Annotated in this window: 18 protein-coding genes and 4 tRNA genes; 4 read left to right on the top strand and 18 right to left on the bottom strand. The window is 41.5% G+C overall.

Going from position 1 to position 15,297, the window contains the following annotated elements:
- Positions 1-9: 9 nt before the first annotated feature.
- The 18 genes from tuf to ACFSJE_RS07175 form a co-directional block, all read right to left on the bottom strand.
- Positions 10-1,197, bottom strand: a complete 1,188-nt coding sequence (gene tuf / locus ACFSJE_RS07260) for an elongation factor Tu (protein ID WP_379830315.1) — start codon at positions 1,195-1,197, stop codon at positions 10-12.
- 48 nt (positions 1,198-1,245) lie between these two features.
- Positions 1,246-1,317: transfer RNA gene (locus ACFSJE_RS07255), tRNA-Thr, on the bottom strand.
- A gap of 85 nt (positions 1,318-1,402) precedes the next feature.
- Positions 1,403-1,475 (bottom strand) — tRNA-Gly (locus ACFSJE_RS07250).
- Positions 1,476-1,557: 82 nt separating this feature from the next.
- Positions 1,558-1,640, bottom strand: a tRNA-Tyr gene (locus ACFSJE_RS07245).
- Between the two features lie 22 nt (positions 1,641-1,662).
- Positions 1,663-1,736: transfer RNA gene (locus tag ACFSJE_RS07240), tRNA-Thr, on the bottom strand.
- A 101-nt stretch (positions 1,737-1,837) separates the two neighbouring features.
- Positions 1,838-2,140 (bottom strand): ribosome hibernation-promoting factor, HPF/YfiA family, encoded by a 303-nt coding sequence (gene hpf, locus ACFSJE_RS07235; protein WP_379830314.1) that lies wholly within the window; start codon positions 2,138-2,140, stop codon positions 1,838-1,840.
- A gap of 54 nt (positions 2,141-2,194) precedes the next feature.
- Positions 2,195-3,085 carry a tyrosine-type recombinase/integrase gene (locus ACFSJE_RS07230; RefSeq protein WP_379830313.1) on the bottom strand — a complete coding sequence of 297 codons (891 nt, stop codon included), beginning with the start codon at positions 3,083-3,085 and terminating at the stop codon, positions 2,195-2,197.
- 97 nt (positions 3,086-3,182) lie between these two features.
- Positions 3,183-3,377, bottom strand: coding sequence for a 30S ribosomal protein S21 (gene rpsU, locus ACFSJE_RS07225; protein ID WP_036383128.1), 195 nt, complete (start codon positions 3,375-3,377; stop codon positions 3,183-3,185).
- A 68-nt stretch (positions 3,378-3,445) separates the two neighbouring features.
- On the bottom strand, positions 3,446-4,585 hold the full coding sequence (locus ACFSJE_RS07220) for an acyl-CoA dehydrogenase family protein (protein ID WP_379830338.1): 1,140 nt from the start codon (positions 4,583-4,585) through the stop codon (positions 3,446-3,448).
- A gap of 35 nt (positions 4,586-4,620) precedes the next feature.
- Entirely contained in the window at positions 4,621-5,487 is an 867-nt protein-coding gene (locus ACFSJE_RS07215) for a ComEA family DNA-binding protein (protein WP_379830312.1), read from the bottom strand.
- Positions 5,488-5,498: 11 nt separating this feature from the next.
- Entirely contained in the window at positions 5,499-7,118 is a 1,620-nt protein-coding gene (locus ACFSJE_RS07210; protein WP_379830311.1) for an alanine/glycine:cation symporter family protein, read from the bottom strand.
- Positions 7,119-7,201: 83 nt separating this feature from the next.
- Positions 7,202-8,209 (bottom strand): potassium channel family protein, encoded by a 1,008-nt coding sequence (locus tag ACFSJE_RS07205; RefSeq protein ID WP_379830310.1) that lies wholly within the window; start codon positions 8,207-8,209, stop codon positions 7,202-7,204.
- A gap of 2 nt (positions 8,210-8,211) precedes the next feature.
- Positions 8,212-8,439: a PspC domain-containing protein gene (locus ACFSJE_RS07200; RefSeq protein WP_036383119.1), complete on the bottom strand. Its 228-nt coding sequence runs from the start codon at positions 8,437-8,439 to the stop codon at positions 8,212-8,214.
- An 8-nt stretch (positions 8,440-8,447) separates the two neighbouring features.
- On the bottom strand, positions 8,448-9,728 hold the full coding sequence (locus tag ACFSJE_RS07195) for a DUF2851 family protein (protein WP_379830309.1): 1,281 nt from the start codon (positions 9,726-9,728) through the stop codon (positions 8,448-8,450).
- A gap of 21 nt (positions 9,729-9,749) precedes the next feature.
- A complete protein-coding gene (locus ACFSJE_RS07190) occupies positions 9,750-10,259 on the bottom strand; it encodes a DinB family protein (RefSeq protein WP_379830308.1) in 510 nt (169 codons plus the stop codon).
- Positions 10,260-10,262: 3 nt separating this feature from the next.
- A complete protein-coding gene (locus ACFSJE_RS07185; protein WP_379830307.1) occupies positions 10,263-10,574 on the bottom strand; it encodes a rhodanese-like domain-containing protein in 312 nt (103 codons plus the stop codon).
- A gap of 82 nt (positions 10,575-10,656) precedes the next feature.
- Positions 10,657-11,274, bottom strand: a complete 618-nt coding sequence (locus ACFSJE_RS07180) for a thioredoxin family protein (RefSeq protein ID WP_379830306.1) — start codon at positions 11,272-11,274, stop codon at positions 10,657-10,659.
- 6 nt (positions 11,275-11,280) lie between these two features.
- On the bottom strand, positions 11,281-11,832 hold the full coding sequence (locus tag ACFSJE_RS07175) for a redoxin domain-containing protein (RefSeq protein WP_379830305.1): 552 nt from the start codon (positions 11,830-11,832) through the stop codon (positions 11,281-11,283).
- A gap of 133 nt (positions 11,833-11,965) precedes the next feature.
- Here ACFSJE_RS07175 and ACFSJE_RS07170 point away from each other — a divergent pair, with 133 nt between their 5' ends.
- The 4 genes from ACFSJE_RS07170 (at position 11,966) to ACFSJE_RS07155 (ending at position 15,295) form a co-directional block, all read left to right on the top strand.
- The gene (locus ACFSJE_RS07170) at positions 11,966-12,412 is read left to right on the top strand and encodes a MarR family winged helix-turn-helix transcriptional regulator (RefSeq protein ID WP_379830304.1); all 447 of its coding nucleotides are present in this window, start codon (positions 11,966-11,968) and stop codon (positions 12,410-12,412) included.
- 6 nt (positions 12,413-12,418) lie between these two features.
- Positions 12,419-13,051 carry an NAD(P)H-dependent oxidoreductase gene (locus ACFSJE_RS07165; protein WP_379830303.1) on the top strand — a complete coding sequence of 211 codons (633 nt, stop codon included), beginning with the start codon at positions 12,419-12,421 and terminating at the stop codon, positions 13,049-13,051.
- Between the two features lie 33 nt (positions 13,052-13,084).
- On the top strand, positions 13,085-13,654 hold the full coding sequence (locus ACFSJE_RS07160; RefSeq protein WP_379830302.1) for a YceI family protein: 570 nt from the start codon (positions 13,085-13,087) through the stop codon (positions 13,652-13,654).
- 243 nt (positions 13,655-13,897) lie between these two features.
- Positions 13,898-15,295, top strand: coding sequence for an anthranilate synthase component I family protein (locus tag ACFSJE_RS07155; protein ID WP_379830301.1), 1,398 nt, complete (start codon positions 13,898-13,900; stop codon positions 15,293-15,295).
- Positions 15,296-15,297: the final 2 nt, after the last annotated feature.

Raw genomic sequence — 15,297 nt, 5'->3', positions numbered from 1 at the left:
TGTAAATGATTAATCTAGAATTTCAGTAACCTGACCAGCACCTACTGTTCTACCACCTTCACGGATAGCGAAACGTAGACCCACGCTCAATGCGATAGGTTGAATCAAATCAACAGTGATTGTCAAGTTGTCACCTGGCATAACCATTTCAACTCCATCAGGAAGGTTGATGTTTCCTGTTACGTCAGTTGTACGAACGTAGAACTGAGGACGGTAGTTGTTGTGGAATGGAGTGTGACGTCCACCTTCTTCTTTTTTAAGGATATAGACCTCAGCTTTAAATTTAGCGTGTGGCTTAACAGAACCTGGCTTACAGATAACCATACCTCTTTTTATATCAGATTTCTCGATACCTCTCAAAAGAAGACCAACGTTATCACCAGCTTCACCTCTATCCAAAATTTTACGGAACATCTCAACTCCAGTAATGGTAGAAGTCAATTTCTCAGCACCCATACCAATGATTTCAACAGGATCACCCGTGTTGGCAACACCAGTTTCAATACGTCCTGTAGCAACAGTACCACGACCAGTAATGGTGAATACATCTTCGATAGGCATCAAGAAAGGCTTATCAACATCCCTTGCAGGAAGTTCGATCCAGTTATCAACAGCTTCCATCAACTCCATAACAGTGTCAACCCATTTTTGCTCACCGTTCAAAGCACCAAGTGCAGAACCAGCGATTACAGGCCCATTGTCACCATCATACTCATAGAAAGAAAGCAATTCTCTTACTTCCATTTCAACAAGCTCTAAAAGCTCTTCATCATCAACCATATCCACTTTGTTCAAGAAAACAACGATACGTGGAATACCCACCTGACGACCCAATAGGATGTGCTCACGAGTCTGTGGCATAGGACCATCTGTAGCAGCAACAACCAAAATAGCACCGTCCATCTGGGCAGCACCGGTAACCATGTTCTTTACGTAATCCGCGTGACCAGGACAGTCAACGTGAGCGTAGTGACGGTTTGCAGTTTGATATTCAACGTGTGAAGTGTTGATAGTAATACCTCTTTCCTTTTCCTCTGGTGCATTGTCGATAGAATCAAAGCTTCTCATCTCTGAAAGACCAGCATTTGCCAATACAGTTGTAATAGCAGCAGTCAATGTAGTTTTACCGTGATCCACGTGTCCAATGGTACCAATATTTAAGTGGGGTTTGGAACGATCAAAAGTTTCCTTTGCCATTTTAAAATAATTTTAATCTTAGTTTATATTAGTGTACAAATCGTTTTGAGCCAATGAGGGGATTTGAACCCCTGACCTCTTCCTTACCAAGGAAACGCTCTACCCCTGAGCTACACCGGCGTAAAGTGTTGAATCAACTCCCTTTAAAATTCACTTTTCAAGGGAAGAGATTCCTGCCTTCGCAGGAATGACAATCTTGTCTTAGAGCGGGAGACCGGGTTCGAACCGGCGACATTCAGCTTGGAAGGCTGACGCTCTACCAACTGAGCTACTCCCGCATTTTTTTTTGGGCATTGCCCAAAAAAGTTATCAACATTTCAAAAAACCTTCGTTTCCACGTTGTTACGCCAACAACTTTTGTGGGGAGAGCAGGATTCGAACCTGCGAAGGTGAAAACCAACAGATTTACAGTCTGTCCTCGTTGGCCGCTTGAGTATCTCCCCGCCTTATTTTCAGTAACTTACGAGCCGATGGAGGGACTCGAACCCACGACCCCGAGATTACAAATCACGTGCTCTAGCCAGCTGAGCTACATCGGCAATTTACCGGCTTTTCTACATAAAAAAAGTCCGCTATTTCTAACGGACTGCAAATGTATAGATTTATTTTTTTAATCAAAATAAAATTTCAAAAATTTTGATCAAACATTGGCCCTTAACTTTTCCTTCTTTTTTACCAACTGTCTTTCCAAGGAACTACAGGCGGAATCCACCGCTTCTTCAAAGGACTTGCATTGCTTTTTTACCATGAGCTTATCCCTTGGTACGGATACCATAATTTCCACAATCTTATTCTCTTTAGCACTAGTGTTATCCACTTTTAAATAAACATCCGAGTCAATGACCTTGTCATAGAACAATTCAAGCTTATCCATTCGTCTTTGGACAAAATCCAAAAGCTTACCATCAGCCACAAAATTTACCGATTGTGCATTTACTTTCATAAGAAGTAGTTTTAGTACTGCCTAGCGACAGTGAAGTTAAACAATACAAGAACGTTATTTCTTGTTTCTTGGATGGGCCTTCCGATGCACCTTTTTTAGTTCGGCAATGCTATTGTGCGTATAAACTTGGGTAGATGCCAAACTCGAATGACCCAATAATTCCTTTACTGAATTTAAATCTGCCCCCCGATTCAGCAAGTGTGTTGCAAAGGTGTGCCTTAATACATGTGGGCTCTTTTTTACCTTGGGAGACACCAAACTAAAATACTTATTTATGGTACGATAAACAAGTGTTTCATAAATTTTAAGACCTTGTTTTGTTAATAAAAGATAATGGGGGTCTTGTACCTTTTCCAACTGCGAACGGCTCTCCATATAGCTTTTTATGAGGTGAGCAGTGGCTGGAAGCAATGGCAGTATCCGTTCCTTGTTGCGCTTGCCCAATACCTTTATCACATTTTGGGAAAAATCTATATCACCCACTTTCAGATTTACCAATTCTGCCCTTCGTATACCTGTAGCGTAGAGCAGTTCAATCATGAGTTTGTCCCGGGTTCCTTCAAAGTCATCCGTAAAAGGGATTTCCTGAAGGATTTCCTCCATCTCATGTTCAGAAAAGGGTACCTCAATTTTCTTGTCCGTTTTAAGTGCCTTGTGTTTTGCAAGGGGAGAAACGGAAATCTGGCCCACCTTTAACAAAAATCTGTAATACGCTCTTAGGGATGATATTTTCCTGTTGATGGTCCGGTTGGAAACTTCATTGCCAGACAAATGCACAATCCAATTCCGCACCATGGGGTAACCAATATCAATTATGGATTCAACTTCGTGATGTGTTTCGCAAAAATTGGAAAATTCAGCAACATCCCGTTCATAGGCCAAAATGGTGTGCCGGGAATAATTCTTTTCCAACTGTAGATAGGATATGAACGCGTCTACGGACATAAATCAAAGGTAGCCATTTACAAAATGGAAATGCCTAAAAACAAAAAATCCCGCTCCTAAGTAGAAACGGGATATGTAATATGGTATAAAAAGTCAGTTACACTTCTTCTTGATCTCTCAAGCTTTGGATGTACTGTGCTTTTTGGATTTCAGCTCTACGCTGTACAGAAGGTTTGGTAAACTGCTGTCTGGTTCTCAACTGACGCATGGTACCTGTTTTATCAAACTTACGCTTGAAACGCTTTAGCGCTCTATCTATGTTTTCTCCTTCTTTTACTGGTATTATCAACATGGGCTACAACCTCCTTTCTTTTAGATTTCGGACGGCAAATATACATTTAAAAGTAAATAGCAAACAAATTACTTTAGAATATTTCTTGAAATAACCAATTTCTGGATTTCGGTGGTGCCTTCTCCTATAGTGCACAACTTTGAATCACGATAGAATTTCTCCACCGGAAAATCCTTGGTGTAGCCATATCCCCCGTGAATCTGAACAGCATCATTGGCAATCTTTACGCATACTTCGGAAGCATACATTTTAGACATGGCACTAAGCTTGGTCATGGGCCTCCCCTCATTCTTTAAGAAGGCGGCCTTGTGCAACAACAATTCCGAAGCCTCAATCTCCGTGGCCATATCGGCCAACTTGAAAGATATGCCTTGGAACTCGCTGATGGGCTTCCCAAACTGCACCCGTTCCTTGGAATATTTAAGGGCCGCTTCATACGCTCCTTTTGACACACCCAACGACAACGCACCGATGGAAATTCGGCCACCATCCAAAACTTTCATGGATTGAATGAACCCATCACCTACTTCACCCAAACGGTTGGCATCTGGAATCCTACAATCTGAAAATATCAGTTCTGCGGTTTCGCTGGCGCGCATACCGAGTTTATCTTCCTTTTTTCCGCTACTGAAACCTGGAGTACCCTTTTCAATCACGAAAGCGGTCATTCCATGACTGTCGCCTTTTTCTCCGGTACGGGCAATCACAACAGCGATATCCCCACTTTTTCCATGGGTAATAAAGTTCTTGGCGCCATTCAAAACCCAATCATCCCCATCCTTTATTGCAGTGGTGTTCATTCCACCCGCATCAGAACCGGTGTTGTGTTCGGTCAAACCCCATGCACCTATCCACTCCGCTGAGGCCAATTTTGGAATCCAGCGTTGCTTTTGCTCCTCGTTCCCGAACGATAAAATATGATTGGTGCAAAGTGAATTGTGTGCTGCCACCGATAGTCCAATGGCAGGGTCCACTTTAGAGATTTCTTCCAAAATGGCAATGTACTCGTGATACCCCAATCCAGAGCCACCGAGTTCTTCGGGAACCAAAACCCCCATAAACCCAAGTTCTCCAGCCTTCTTAAAGACCTCAACCGGAAATGTTTGGGACTCATCCCATTCCATAACATGGGGCAAAATGTACTGCTGCGCAAACTCTTTGGCAGATTCAGCGACCATCTTCTGGGTCTCCGAATAATCAAAGTTCATTGTGGACAAGGTATCCGTAACCATTCATGCAATTTTTATAGGGTCAAATATAGCTTAATTCTCTCAATCCTATCCGCTGGAAACGACTTGAGGTTTTTTAATTCGTTTAATGAAGTGAAAGCCCCATGGGTTTCCCGATACGAGACAATTTCCCTTGCCAGATTATTGTCAATATATATCAACTGGGCCAGCTGTTGCGCCGTAGAGGTGTTCACATTGATTTTTTCAATATTCGGCACAGTGTTCACCTGAAACTGCCTCAAAGCTTTTTCTACTACCGAAGGTTCCAATCCATACACATCGTATAGTTGTTCATTAACCAAAAATCCGCCTAGTCTGTCCCTGAACTTTACAATTCGGTTGGATAAGGTTTCCCCTATACCATTTATAGTTTTAAGTTCCTCAGCGGTTGCCTTGTTTAAATCCTTAGTAGTTTTCTTAATTTCTTTTCGGGACGATTTGGAAGTTGGATGAACTTCTTCTTTTTGATGATTCACCCAATCCGGAAACTTAAAATAGGGGGCGATTTTGTTCAGTAACGTGTCAGAAATCTGTGTCAACTCCTGAAACTCTTCGGCTGAATTCACAAACTTACCGGAAGCTCGATACGCCATAAGCCTATCAATTTTTTCGGAGGTCATTCCTAAAGTATACCCTTTATAATCTGTAATGTAGTTGGGGTTGAAGGGAAATAACTTCAGGGAGTCTTTTTTGGCAGTATTCTTAAGACTATCCAATTGGGATTGGGCCAAGGTGTTGACAACCACCTTCAGTTTGCCGTTAAATGGTTTCGCTTTTACGTAATAAAACAAGCCTTGGCAGGCAAAAATGATGAGTAACAAAAAGAAAATCCCACTTCGTTCTTGTTTGTTGAACCTGAAGTGGGATTTTATTTCTTCCAAATCTTTAGGATTTAGTAGACCTTTTTAATGGCTCTTACATATCGTTTTAACTCGTCGTTCACCCGTGGGAACAAGATCAATAATCCAACCATGTTGGGGAATACCAGTGCCAAGATCATGGCATCCGAGAATTTAATCACCGCATCCAAGGTTGCTCCTGCTCCAATGACCACAAAAAGCAAGAATAAGATTTTGTATACAATGTCAGCCGTTCTTCCACGTCCAAATAGGAATTTCCAAGATTGAAGTCCGTAGTAAGACCAAGATATCATGGTAGAAAATGCAAAAAGGATAATGGCAATGGTAAGCACATATCTAAACCCAGGAATTACGGAATCATAGGCCATTGAGGTTAAATCTACCCCGCCAATATATTCTCCAGTATCATTGATCAAAACGGTACTACCTACACCATTTCCATAATCAAATGCACCTGCATCCATATTAAAGAAAATGATAACAAGCGCGGTCATGGTGCAAATAACCACAGTATCAATAAAAGGTTCCAAAAGTGCTACCAACCCTTCGGAAGCAGCATATTTTGTCTTTACGGCAGAGTGTGCAATGGAAGCCGAACCGGCTCCTGCTTCATTGGAAAATGCAGCCCTTTGAAAACCAACAATTATAACTCCTAAAATACCTCCAAGTCCTGCTTCAGGGGTAAACGCTCCTTCAAAAATCTGCGTAAAAGCTACGTCTATGAATTTAATGTTTGCGAAAATAATCACCAAAGAGGCCAAAACATAGATCACGGCCATGATAGGAACTATCTTTTCCGTAACACTGGCAATCTTCTTAATTCCACCAATAATAACTACACCCACTAAAGCAGCCAAGACCACACCGATGATTACACCAACGGCACCACCTTGAAGGTTCAACATAGAGGAAAGTTGCACGGCTGCTTGGTTGGATTGAAAGGCATTTCCACCTCCAAAAGATGCACCCACACAGAGTACTGCAAAAATCACTGCGAGAACTTTACCTAGACCTTTAAGACCTTTTTTCTCGAGTCCTCTCTTTAGATAGTACATAGGTCCACCATGCACCACACCATTTTTATCAACGTCGCGGTATTTGACCCCAAGCGTACATTCCACAAACTTGGTGGACATACCGATCAATCCGCAAATAATCATCCAAAAGGTTGCTCCAGGTCCTCCCAAAGCAATGGCAACTGCAACACCGGCAATATTTCCAAGACCTACTGTTCCAGAAACTGCTGTAGCAAGTGCTTGAAAGTGACTTACTTCACCTTCTTCGCTCTCATCCCGAATGGTATCAGGGATATCTCCATCTTCGGTCATGTGCAGTTCTACTTTTTCCAAACCGTACATTTCAACCTCTTCAAACTTTCCTCGAACCACGTTGATGGCGAGGGGGAATTTTAGGATATTGGGGAATCTGAAATAAATTGTAAAGAAAGTGGCACCACCCACCAATAATAAGAGTACAATGGGAATGTTCATGCCGCCAAGCGGTATTGATGTCAATACGAATCCCTCCCACCAAACTGCGAAAGGCATGAAAGCATCATTGACACGTTCATCCAAGCCCTTTTCCGTTGCTTCTTGAGCAAAGGTAAAGAGGGGGACAAACAAGGTGAAAATTGAAAGAAGTCTATACTTCATAATGATTTTTGGTTATGTTAGTTTTTTGTAAAGTTTCGAATATCCTAAAAAAAATTTACGCAAAAAAATTAATGCCTGTTAAACTATCCTATTTGGAACATTTCATTGAGTTTGCGTATCTGTTCTGGCCTGCCAAGGACAATGACCTTTCCTTTTGGCTCTAATTTAAGGTCGGCTTCTGGGTTGATGATGTATTTTCCATTTGGATCGATATACCCTATAATAGTGCATCCTGTTTTTCTACGAAGATCTAAATCTCGGAGTGATTTATAGTCCGTCTGACCAGTGAATTCTTCAATTTCTACTTCTTCCAAATTGGTGGTGTGCTCCCCTTCCATGGAAAGTTTATCCATAAATGTGATCAAATCGGGCATAACCACTAAAGATGCCATGTGGTCCCCTCCTATTTTATCGGGCATAATGACCTTATTGGCCCCAGCAAACTCCAACTTTTTCTGTGAAGTAACCTGCGAAGCCCTGCTGATGATAAAGAGATTCCGATTTAGTTGACGCGCAGAAAGCACGATGAACAGGTTGGCCGCATCGTCGGGAACGGCAGTGATCAAGTATTGGGCTCGTTCTATTCCGGCTTGAAGCAAGATCTCATCCTCATTGGCATCTCCCTCCACAAAAAGTACCTCATCTTCATGCCGTTCAATGATTTCCTTGTCCTTTTCAATCACCACGAATGGTTTGTTATAGGCCATCAGTTTTTCAGCGGCTTGCTTGCCATTCCGTCCAAATCCGCAAACCACCACATGGTTTGAAAGACTTTCTATCTGCTTCTTCACTCTCTTCTTTTTTAGTGCTTCGACGGAATTTCTGGCCAAAATGTATTCTGTCACCACAGAGATGGCAAAACCGAAGATGAAAACACTGGTTACGATTAAAAATACGGTAAAAATCTTTGCATTGGCGTCCAATGGCCTCACTTCGGAGAAACCCACCGTGGTCACCGTAATAATGGTCATATAGAAAGCCTCTATCCAGGTATAGCCTGCCAATAATTTGTAGCCTGTCACCCCAAACAATAGCACCAACACCATTAAGGAAAGGGCCAGCACTATTTTAGAGCGAAAAAGTCTGATCATAATTAAAGGTCAAATACAGAGGTTCTCTTGGTATAGATTAAATCTTTGATACGTAACCAAAATGCAATGAAAAGATACAGGGCAAAGCCAAAACCGAGGGTAACAAAAGTTAAATAAATAAAAGTGGTACGGACCACCCTGGCGCGAATGCCCAATCGTTCGGCAATGCGTCTACAGACCTCAAAGCCTCGCTTTTGAAAGTAATAAAGTGTGTCGTAGAACAATGCCATGCCTAAAATTATGTATTTCTATTCAATAAATGTGTACCCAAGGCGCAGCGCAGGCATTTATTTTTGGTACAGTAGTGGGTATGGAGTTGAATCTTGGCCTGACTCTCCATGGCATTTTTGGTCTTGGACCCTATATTTTCAAAACCCTTAATGATGGAATTTTGCTCCTTTTCAATGGCTGACACCAAGGTGATTAGGTCGTCCGTCCAATCCAAACCGAGGTGTCTTGCATAGCAAAACTTAAGTGGAATTATGGTATTGATAACCAATAGATCCATGAAGCTCTTTGAAAGTTTCTTTTTGCTCTTCTTGGATATTTTTCCAAAAGTAAAGTGATCATCCCAGTACGATGTGGCCGTAATTTCAAAAATTGAATAGATGTCGTCAAGCGTTTTTACTTCCATTACTAGTGCAAAAAGCCCCTGCTCTTTACCATATAATTGTGCCAATTGTGATACCCTGATGGTGGGAAAGTTGGGTGGACGAAGTCCAAAGAACTCAGGTTTGGTTAAAATGGGGAGTAAATCAAATTTTCTAAGGAGGTATTGATATTCTTTTTGAAGTCGAAGAAAATAATGGTCCGAACAATCCTCCACAGACAAAAGCCCAAAATGACCAAACAACAGGCTCTCCAAAACTTCCAATGAACCACTCACCTTCCTAACAATGGAAAATTGCAGTGCCTGTGCCCTATCCAAAAAGAAATCTCCATTGACCTTGGAACCAAAATTTTTGGCCAAAAGCATGAATAACACTCCCTCCCAATCATTGTTGCATTTTTTGAGCAACGCTTCAATCTGGTTGCTCTTCTGTTCCAATCGTTCCACATAAAGCCGATGCAACCAATGTTCCACCAAAAAAAGGTCTATTCCAGCAAAGTCCTTTTCACAATTAATGAACTTTGGTTTCGCTTTTTCAACTAAATTCTGATAGTTGAGCAATAATTCTTCGGAGACATAATTCTTTAGTTCCAGTGTGGGAATCAAAGAACCATCCTTTCGGAACACGGCAATATCATCCTCCCAGACCACATGAAGAATCACATTATCGTAATTGGAATCTGTTTGATGGTGATGGGCATACCAATCCGAGGATTTCAGGTGAATTTCCACGTTACCCACCCACATTTGGGCATCAATCTCGACTTGGGCATTGAAAAAATCCGGGCCTGAATACTGATTTGGGACTCCCGGGGCCTTAATGGTAATGGCTTCGTTGGCAGTTGAGGTAAGTTGTCTTCCATGAAGCTTTTTTTGCCCCCAAATAAAATGGAGCAAGTCTTCCTTCATGGGGCCAATATAGAAAAAACCCTACCAATTTCCGGCATACTCCAAAGAATCGCCTGAATCTTGTTTTAGAAAGTTGTATTTGATTCGGTTGATTTGCCGAATATGGTGATAGTCATGTGCCAACCAATTATATAGGAATGAACGGGCAGACATAGTCCCCAACTCCGGATGGTACAGTGTGTTTTGCCAGTTAAGGTCTTCGGTGGTTTGCAACCAAGCAATGGAAATCTGTCGCTCTTTATCAAATTGCTCCACTTTTTTCTCAAAATCCTGCGTATTGTAATCCCGTTTTTGCACCCATCCTACTGGGTCAATGGATTTAAGGGGAGCATCAGGATGTTGTAAGGTATAGTCAACCCGTGTCCTAAAATCTTCTTTTTCCTCATCCACCAAATGGCAAATGATTTCCAGAAGTGACCAATCCTTTGGATTGGCCTTCCAATTAATGAGAAGTTGGGGCATATCGGCCAAAGTCTCCTTGAAAACCTTTCGGTTCCGCTCCAATTCCGCTATGACCGATTCAAGTTTCATGATCTATTCGGCAATATCGCCCTCCCAGTTCATAAAACCACCTTCTAGATTATAGGCATTCTCTATACCGATGCTGTTCATAATGGCACACGCCTGACCGCTTCGGTTACCAGACCTGCAGTACACGTAGTAGTTTTTGGACTTATCCAGTTTTTCAAGCTCATCAATGAATTCTTGTCCTAAATAGATATCGATATTGACGGCACCCGGGATATATCCTTCTTCAACTTCTTCTCCGGTCCGTACATCCAAAATGACTGCATTGTCATCATTTTCCAATTGCTCGGCCCATTCTTCTTGTGATAGATCTGACATTTTTATAGCATTTATGTTCTGCAAAAATAAAAATCCGGAGGATTACCCCGGATTTTAATGTATTTAATTTTGTGATTTTAGACTATACTTTTATGCCACATCCAATGGCTCTGGTGGTCTTCACTTCTATTTCCTTCCCGGCCAACATGGCATCAACGGCATCTTCAACAAAGGTATCTTCCACTTTTGCGGCATCTTGGTAATTATCGTCAATGGCTCCAATATATCGAACCACATTGCCCTTTACCGTTTTTTCCAACAAATACACATGAGGGGTTCTGGTAGCGCCATACTGTGGAAATACTTTTTGTCCTTCATCCAAAAGATAGGGATAGGTAAAGCCTTTCTCCGCCGCACGTTGTTTCATTTTATCAAAACTATCGCCAGCTTGCACATCAGGGTTATTGGGGTTGATGGCTATCACAGGCACACCCTTGGACTTATAGGTTTTGTCCAATGAAATAATTCTGTCTTCATACGCCTTGGCATACGGACAGGTATTGCAGGTGAAGATCACCAAGAATCCCTTGGCATCTTTGTAGTCTGAAAGTGAGACCATTTTTCCATCCACATTCTTAAGCGAAAAATCCGTGGCGATATCGCCAACTTCGTATCCATCGACCATTGGGTTCGGGTTGATTGTAAAAGCACCCAAGGAAAGTATTAAAGCAAGCAGTCCAAAAAATTTAAATGTTTTCATGTGGTGTCAGTTTAAAAATTTGTTCAACTCAGTGTTCAATTCTTCGTATGTAAATCCGTGTTCGTAAAAGCTTCGTTTGTCCTTAGTATATATTAAGGTAGCCGGAATTCCCCCACCCCACTCTTCAGCCACTTTGGGAATCCAGTCGTTTTGCTTGGGGTCATCCAGAATAACGACTTCGGATTGCAATTTTCTATTTTCAACAAAAGGTTCCAATCGGGATTTCCACATATTGGGCATATCCAAACTCACTAGAATAACTTCAACATCATCTTTCCGCTCCGCAGTTACTTTCTCAAAATAGGGAAGCTCGGCAATGCAAGGCTTGCACCAAGTTGCCCAGAAGTTGACCACATAGATTTTATCGTCATCTTTATGGAGTAGTGGCTCAAAACTTTCAAAATTGTAGACTGGAAACTTCACCGCTTCTTCCGTGGGTTGATTCTCCGCAACTTGCGATTCCTCAACAGCACCTTCATCGGTTTCTTTCTTGTTCTTGTTCCCACAGCTCGACAAAAGAAGCAACATTGTCATCCCAAGAATTAGTAAGTTCTTCATTATCTGTATTTTACTCTTTAAAAATAAGCAATGGAGATGGCTCAATTTTCCTTTTAACAAAATTTTATCTGTTAAATATTAGGAGGAAACCTGTAGATCATCTTACATTTGTATATACAAATATTGTTTATACATGAATGTTGAGGAAATAATAAAGACTTCGAAGAAGATGCCGTTGGAAAGCAGAACCCTGATTCACATCACATTAGTGCACAACATGATTTATGAATTGGCGGGAAATGCACTTAAACCTTTTGAGGTTTCACTCCAACAGTTCAACGTGCTTCGCATTCTTAGGGGGCAAAAGGGCAAACCAGCCAACCTGTCCACCCTTAACGAACGTATGGTCACCAAAATGAGCAATACCACACGATTGGTGGACAAACTTTTGGCAAAAGGATATGTAGACCGGAGTGTTTGTCCATCCAACAGACGTAAAGTTGAGATCATAATCACCGAAAAGGGTTCGGAAGCTTTGGCCCAGATGGATAAAGTGGTTGCCGAGACGGAAAGCAATATTGTAAAACATTTCAGCACAAAGGAACTGGAAGAATTGAATCACCTACTGGATAAATTTTAAAGTAAAATGAACAACGTTTTAGAACATAGAACCTGGCGTTATGCCACCAAAAAATTCGATGCCACTAAAAAAGTTTCGGATGCAGATTTGGAAACCATTTTGGAAGCCACTCGATTGAGTGCTTCTTCTTACGGATTGCAACCCTATCACCTATTTGTGATATCTGACCAAGAGGTCAAGGAGCAATTGAAACCCGCTTCTTGGAACCAATCTCAGATTACGGATGCTTCGCATATCATCGTATTTGCCAACACTACCGATTTTGGTGAAGAATTGGTGGATGAGTATATCGATAACACAAGTATCACCCGAAATATTCCTGCGGAAGCATTGAAAGGTTACGGGGAATTCATGAAATCAAAATTATTGGAGCTTCCGGTAGAAACTAAAAATGAATGGGCTGCCAGACAGGTGTACATCGCATTTGGCAATACCATGCAAGCAGCCGCTGAGTTAAAAATAGATACTTGCCCCATGGAAGGCTTTGAAGCCGACAAATACAACAAAATATTGGGATTGGATGCCAAGAACCTCAATGCAACTGTAGTACTTGCCATTGGATACAGGTCCGAGTCTGACGCCACACAACACCTTCCTAAAGTAAGGAAGTCAAAACAAGAATTATTTACACATATATAAATTTTAACCCTAAAAACAGAAATAATTACAATCATGAAAAAGAGAGTTTTAAGTTTGGTATTGACCACCGTAGTTGGTACATCATTGGCAAGCGCCACCGAAAAAGAAACCAAGGAAGTAAAGGCGAACGAAAGTCAAGTTACTTGGAAAGCCTATAAATTTGGTGGATCGCACACTGGTACCGTAACCTTGAAGTCCGGTGCTTTGGAATTTGATGGCGAAAAATTGGTAGGTGGTGAGTTTGTAGTGAACATGGCTTCCATCAATACAACTGATTTGGAAGGCGACTACAAAGCTAAATTGGATGGTCACCTTAGTTCAGAGGACTTCTTCTCAACCGAGGCCAACCCAACATCAACCTTGGTATTTACCAAAGTAAAGTCAACCGGTAAAAATAGCTATGAAGTTACCGGAGACCTTACTATTAAAGGAATTACCAAGCCTGTCACTTTTGATGTGTCTGTGTACGGAGACAAAGCTACCGCTACCTTGAAAGTTGACCGAACTAAATACGACATAAAGTATAGTTCTGGTATCATCGGTACGGCCAAAGACAAATTGATCTATGATGAATTTGATTTGGTAGTGGACTTGCAGATGTAATCAGCTCATGTTAAGTGTTTGGAAATCCCGTTCGAGAAATTCTTGGACGGGATTTTTAATTTTACACAAAACAATGTTTGTCCGTTAAAAATTCCTCCCTATATTTGACGCAATGAACAACAGAATAGTAAATACTTGGTGGTGGATTAACTTACAACGAAAGTCGTGAGCTAAGTCCCCATTATAATCATACAAGAGGCTTGTCATCACGACAAGCCTTTTTTAATTTATAGCTTTTTTAAAATGAGTTACACTTTAAGTACACATTACAAAAAAATTCTGGCGGACACCATCACCCCGGTGAGTGTTTATCTAAAGATAAGGGACCAATTTCCCAATAGCATTTTGTTGGAAAGTAGCGACTACCACGCTAATGATAATAGCTTTTCATATATCTGCTGTAACCCCATTGCCTACATTAAAGTGGAGAATGAAACCATTACCCAACGGTTTCCTGATGGTAAGAAAGAAGTGACCGAAATCACCCCAGAAATAGATGTTACCGAGGTCATCCACAATTTCGGGCAGCAGTTTTCGGTTACCCATAATGACTTTAAATTCATCAATAATGGGCTTTTTGGGTATATGGCCTACGACGCTGTCCGCTACTTTGAAGATGTTGAAATCTCTAAAAAAGAAGATTCCGTCCGTATTCCGGATATCTATTACGCGGTGTACAAGAATATCATCGCGATCAACCATTTTAAGAACGAGGCGTATCTCTTTGCCCATTGTTACGATTCCGAAAGCAATGTGGATGAAATTGAACAACTGTTCAACGTTCGGAATTTTGCCTCCTACAATTTTTCAAGGGAAGGTGAACCTCAGTCCAATCTAAAAGATGAGGATTACAAGGAACATGTGGAATTGGCCAAAAAACATTGCAAACGTGGTGATGTCTTTCAACTCGTTTTGTCCCGAAGGTTCACCCAAAAATTTAAAGGGGATGAATTTAATGTGTACCGTGCGTTGCGCTCCATTAACCCCTCCCCTTACCTTTTCTATTTTGACTACGGAAACTTTAAAATATTTGGTAGTTCACCCGAAGCCCAACTCATTGTAAAAGAAGGCAAGGCTGAAATCCATCCCATTGCTGGCACCTACAAACGTACCGGAAATGATGAAAAAGATGCTGAATTGGCCAAAAAATTGGCGCAGGACGATAAGGAGAACAGTGAGCATGTAATGTTGGTAGATCTAGCTAGAAATGACCTCAGCCGCAATGGAAACACCGTAAACGTTGAAACTTATCGCGAAGTGCAATATTTTTCGCATGTTATCCACTTGGTTTCCAAAGTAACCGGACAAAAGAAAAAGGATATCACCACCATGAAAGTGGTAGCGGATACCTTCCCTGCGGGAACTTTGAGCGGTGCACCCAAGCACATGGCCATGCAACTTATTGAAAAATATGAAAAAACCAGTCGTTCCTATTACGGTGGGGCCATTGGCTTTATGGATTTTGAAGGCAACTTTAACCATGCCATCATGATCCGCACCTTTTTGAGTAAAAACCATGAACTCTATTACCAAGCCGGTGCAGGATTGGTGGCCGCCTCTAACCCCGAAGACGAATTACAGGAAACCTATAACAAACTGGGCGCATTGAACAAAGCCTTGGAAATTGCCGAAACAATCTAACG

This window comes from Flagellimonas iocasae, assembly GCF_042682725.1.
Taxonomy (GTDB): Bacteria; Bacteroidota; Bacteroidia; order Flavobacteriales; family Flavobacteriaceae; genus Flagellimonas; species Flagellimonas iocasae.
Note: the sequence above shows the minus strand (reverse complement) of the source record. Positions and strands in the feature narration are given on the sequence as shown.

Coding starts and splice junctions, on each gene's coding strand:
- tuf (WP_379830315.1), bottom strand. CDS start 1,197: ATGGCAAAGGAAACTTTTGATCGTTCCAAACCCCACTTAAATATTGGT.
- hpf (WP_379830314.1), bottom strand. CDS start 2,140: ATGAAAGTAAATGCACAATCGGTAAATTTTGTGGCTGATGGTAAGCTT.
- ACFSJE_RS07230 (WP_379830313.1), bottom strand. CDS start 3,085: ATGTCCGTAGACGCGTTCATATCCTATCTACAGTTGGAAAAGAATTAT.
- rpsU (WP_036383128.1), bottom strand. CDS start 3,377: ATGTTGATAATACCAGTAAAAGAAGGAGAAAACATAGATAGAGCGCTA.
- ACFSJE_RS07220 (WP_379830338.1), bottom strand. CDS start 4,585: ATGAACTTTGATTATTCGGAGACCCAGAAGATGGTCGCTGAATCTGCC.
- ACFSJE_RS07210 (WP_379830311.1), bottom strand. CDS start 7,118: ATGAAGTATAGACTTCTTTCAATTTTCACCTTGTTTGTCCCCCTCTTT.
- ACFSJE_RS07205 (WP_379830310.1), bottom strand. CDS start 8,209: ATGATCAGACTTTTTCGCTCTAAAATAGTGCTGGCCCTTTCCTTAATG.
- ACFSJE_RS07200 (WP_036383119.1), bottom strand. CDS start 8,439: ATGGCATTGTTCTACGACACACTTTATTACTTTCAAAAGCGAGGCTTT.
- ACFSJE_RS07195 (WP_379830309.1), bottom strand. CDS start 9,728: ATGAAGGAAGACTTGCTCCATTTTATTTGGGGGCAAAAAAAGCTTCAT.
- ACFSJE_RS07190 (WP_379830308.1), bottom strand. CDS start 10,259: ATGAAACTTGAATCGGTCATAGCGGAATTGGAGCGGAACCGAAAGGTT.
- ACFSJE_RS07185 (WP_379830307.1), bottom strand. CDS start 10,574: ATGTCAGATCTATCACAAGAAGAATGGGCCGAGCAATTGGAAAATGAT.
- ACFSJE_RS07180 (WP_379830306.1), bottom strand. CDS start 11,274: ATGAAAACATTTAAATTTTTTGGACTGCTTGCTTTAATACTTTCCTTG.
- ACFSJE_RS07175 (WP_379830305.1), bottom strand. CDS start 11,832: ATGAAGAACTTACTAATTCTTGGGATGACAATGTTGCTTCTTTTGTCG.
- ACFSJE_RS07170 (WP_379830304.1), top strand. CDS start 11,966: ATGAATGTTGAGGAAATAATAAAGACTTCGAAGAAGATGCCGTTGGAA.
- ACFSJE_RS07165 (WP_379830303.1), top strand. CDS start 12,419: ATGAACAACGTTTTAGAACATAGAACCTGGCGTTATGCCACCAAAAAA.
- ACFSJE_RS07160 (WP_379830302.1), top strand. CDS start 13,085: ATGAAAAAGAGAGTTTTAAGTTTGGTATTGACCACCGTAGTTGGTACA.
- ACFSJE_RS07155 (WP_379830301.1), top strand. CDS start 13,898: ATGAGTTACACTTTAAGTACACATTACAAAAAAATTCTGGCGGACACC.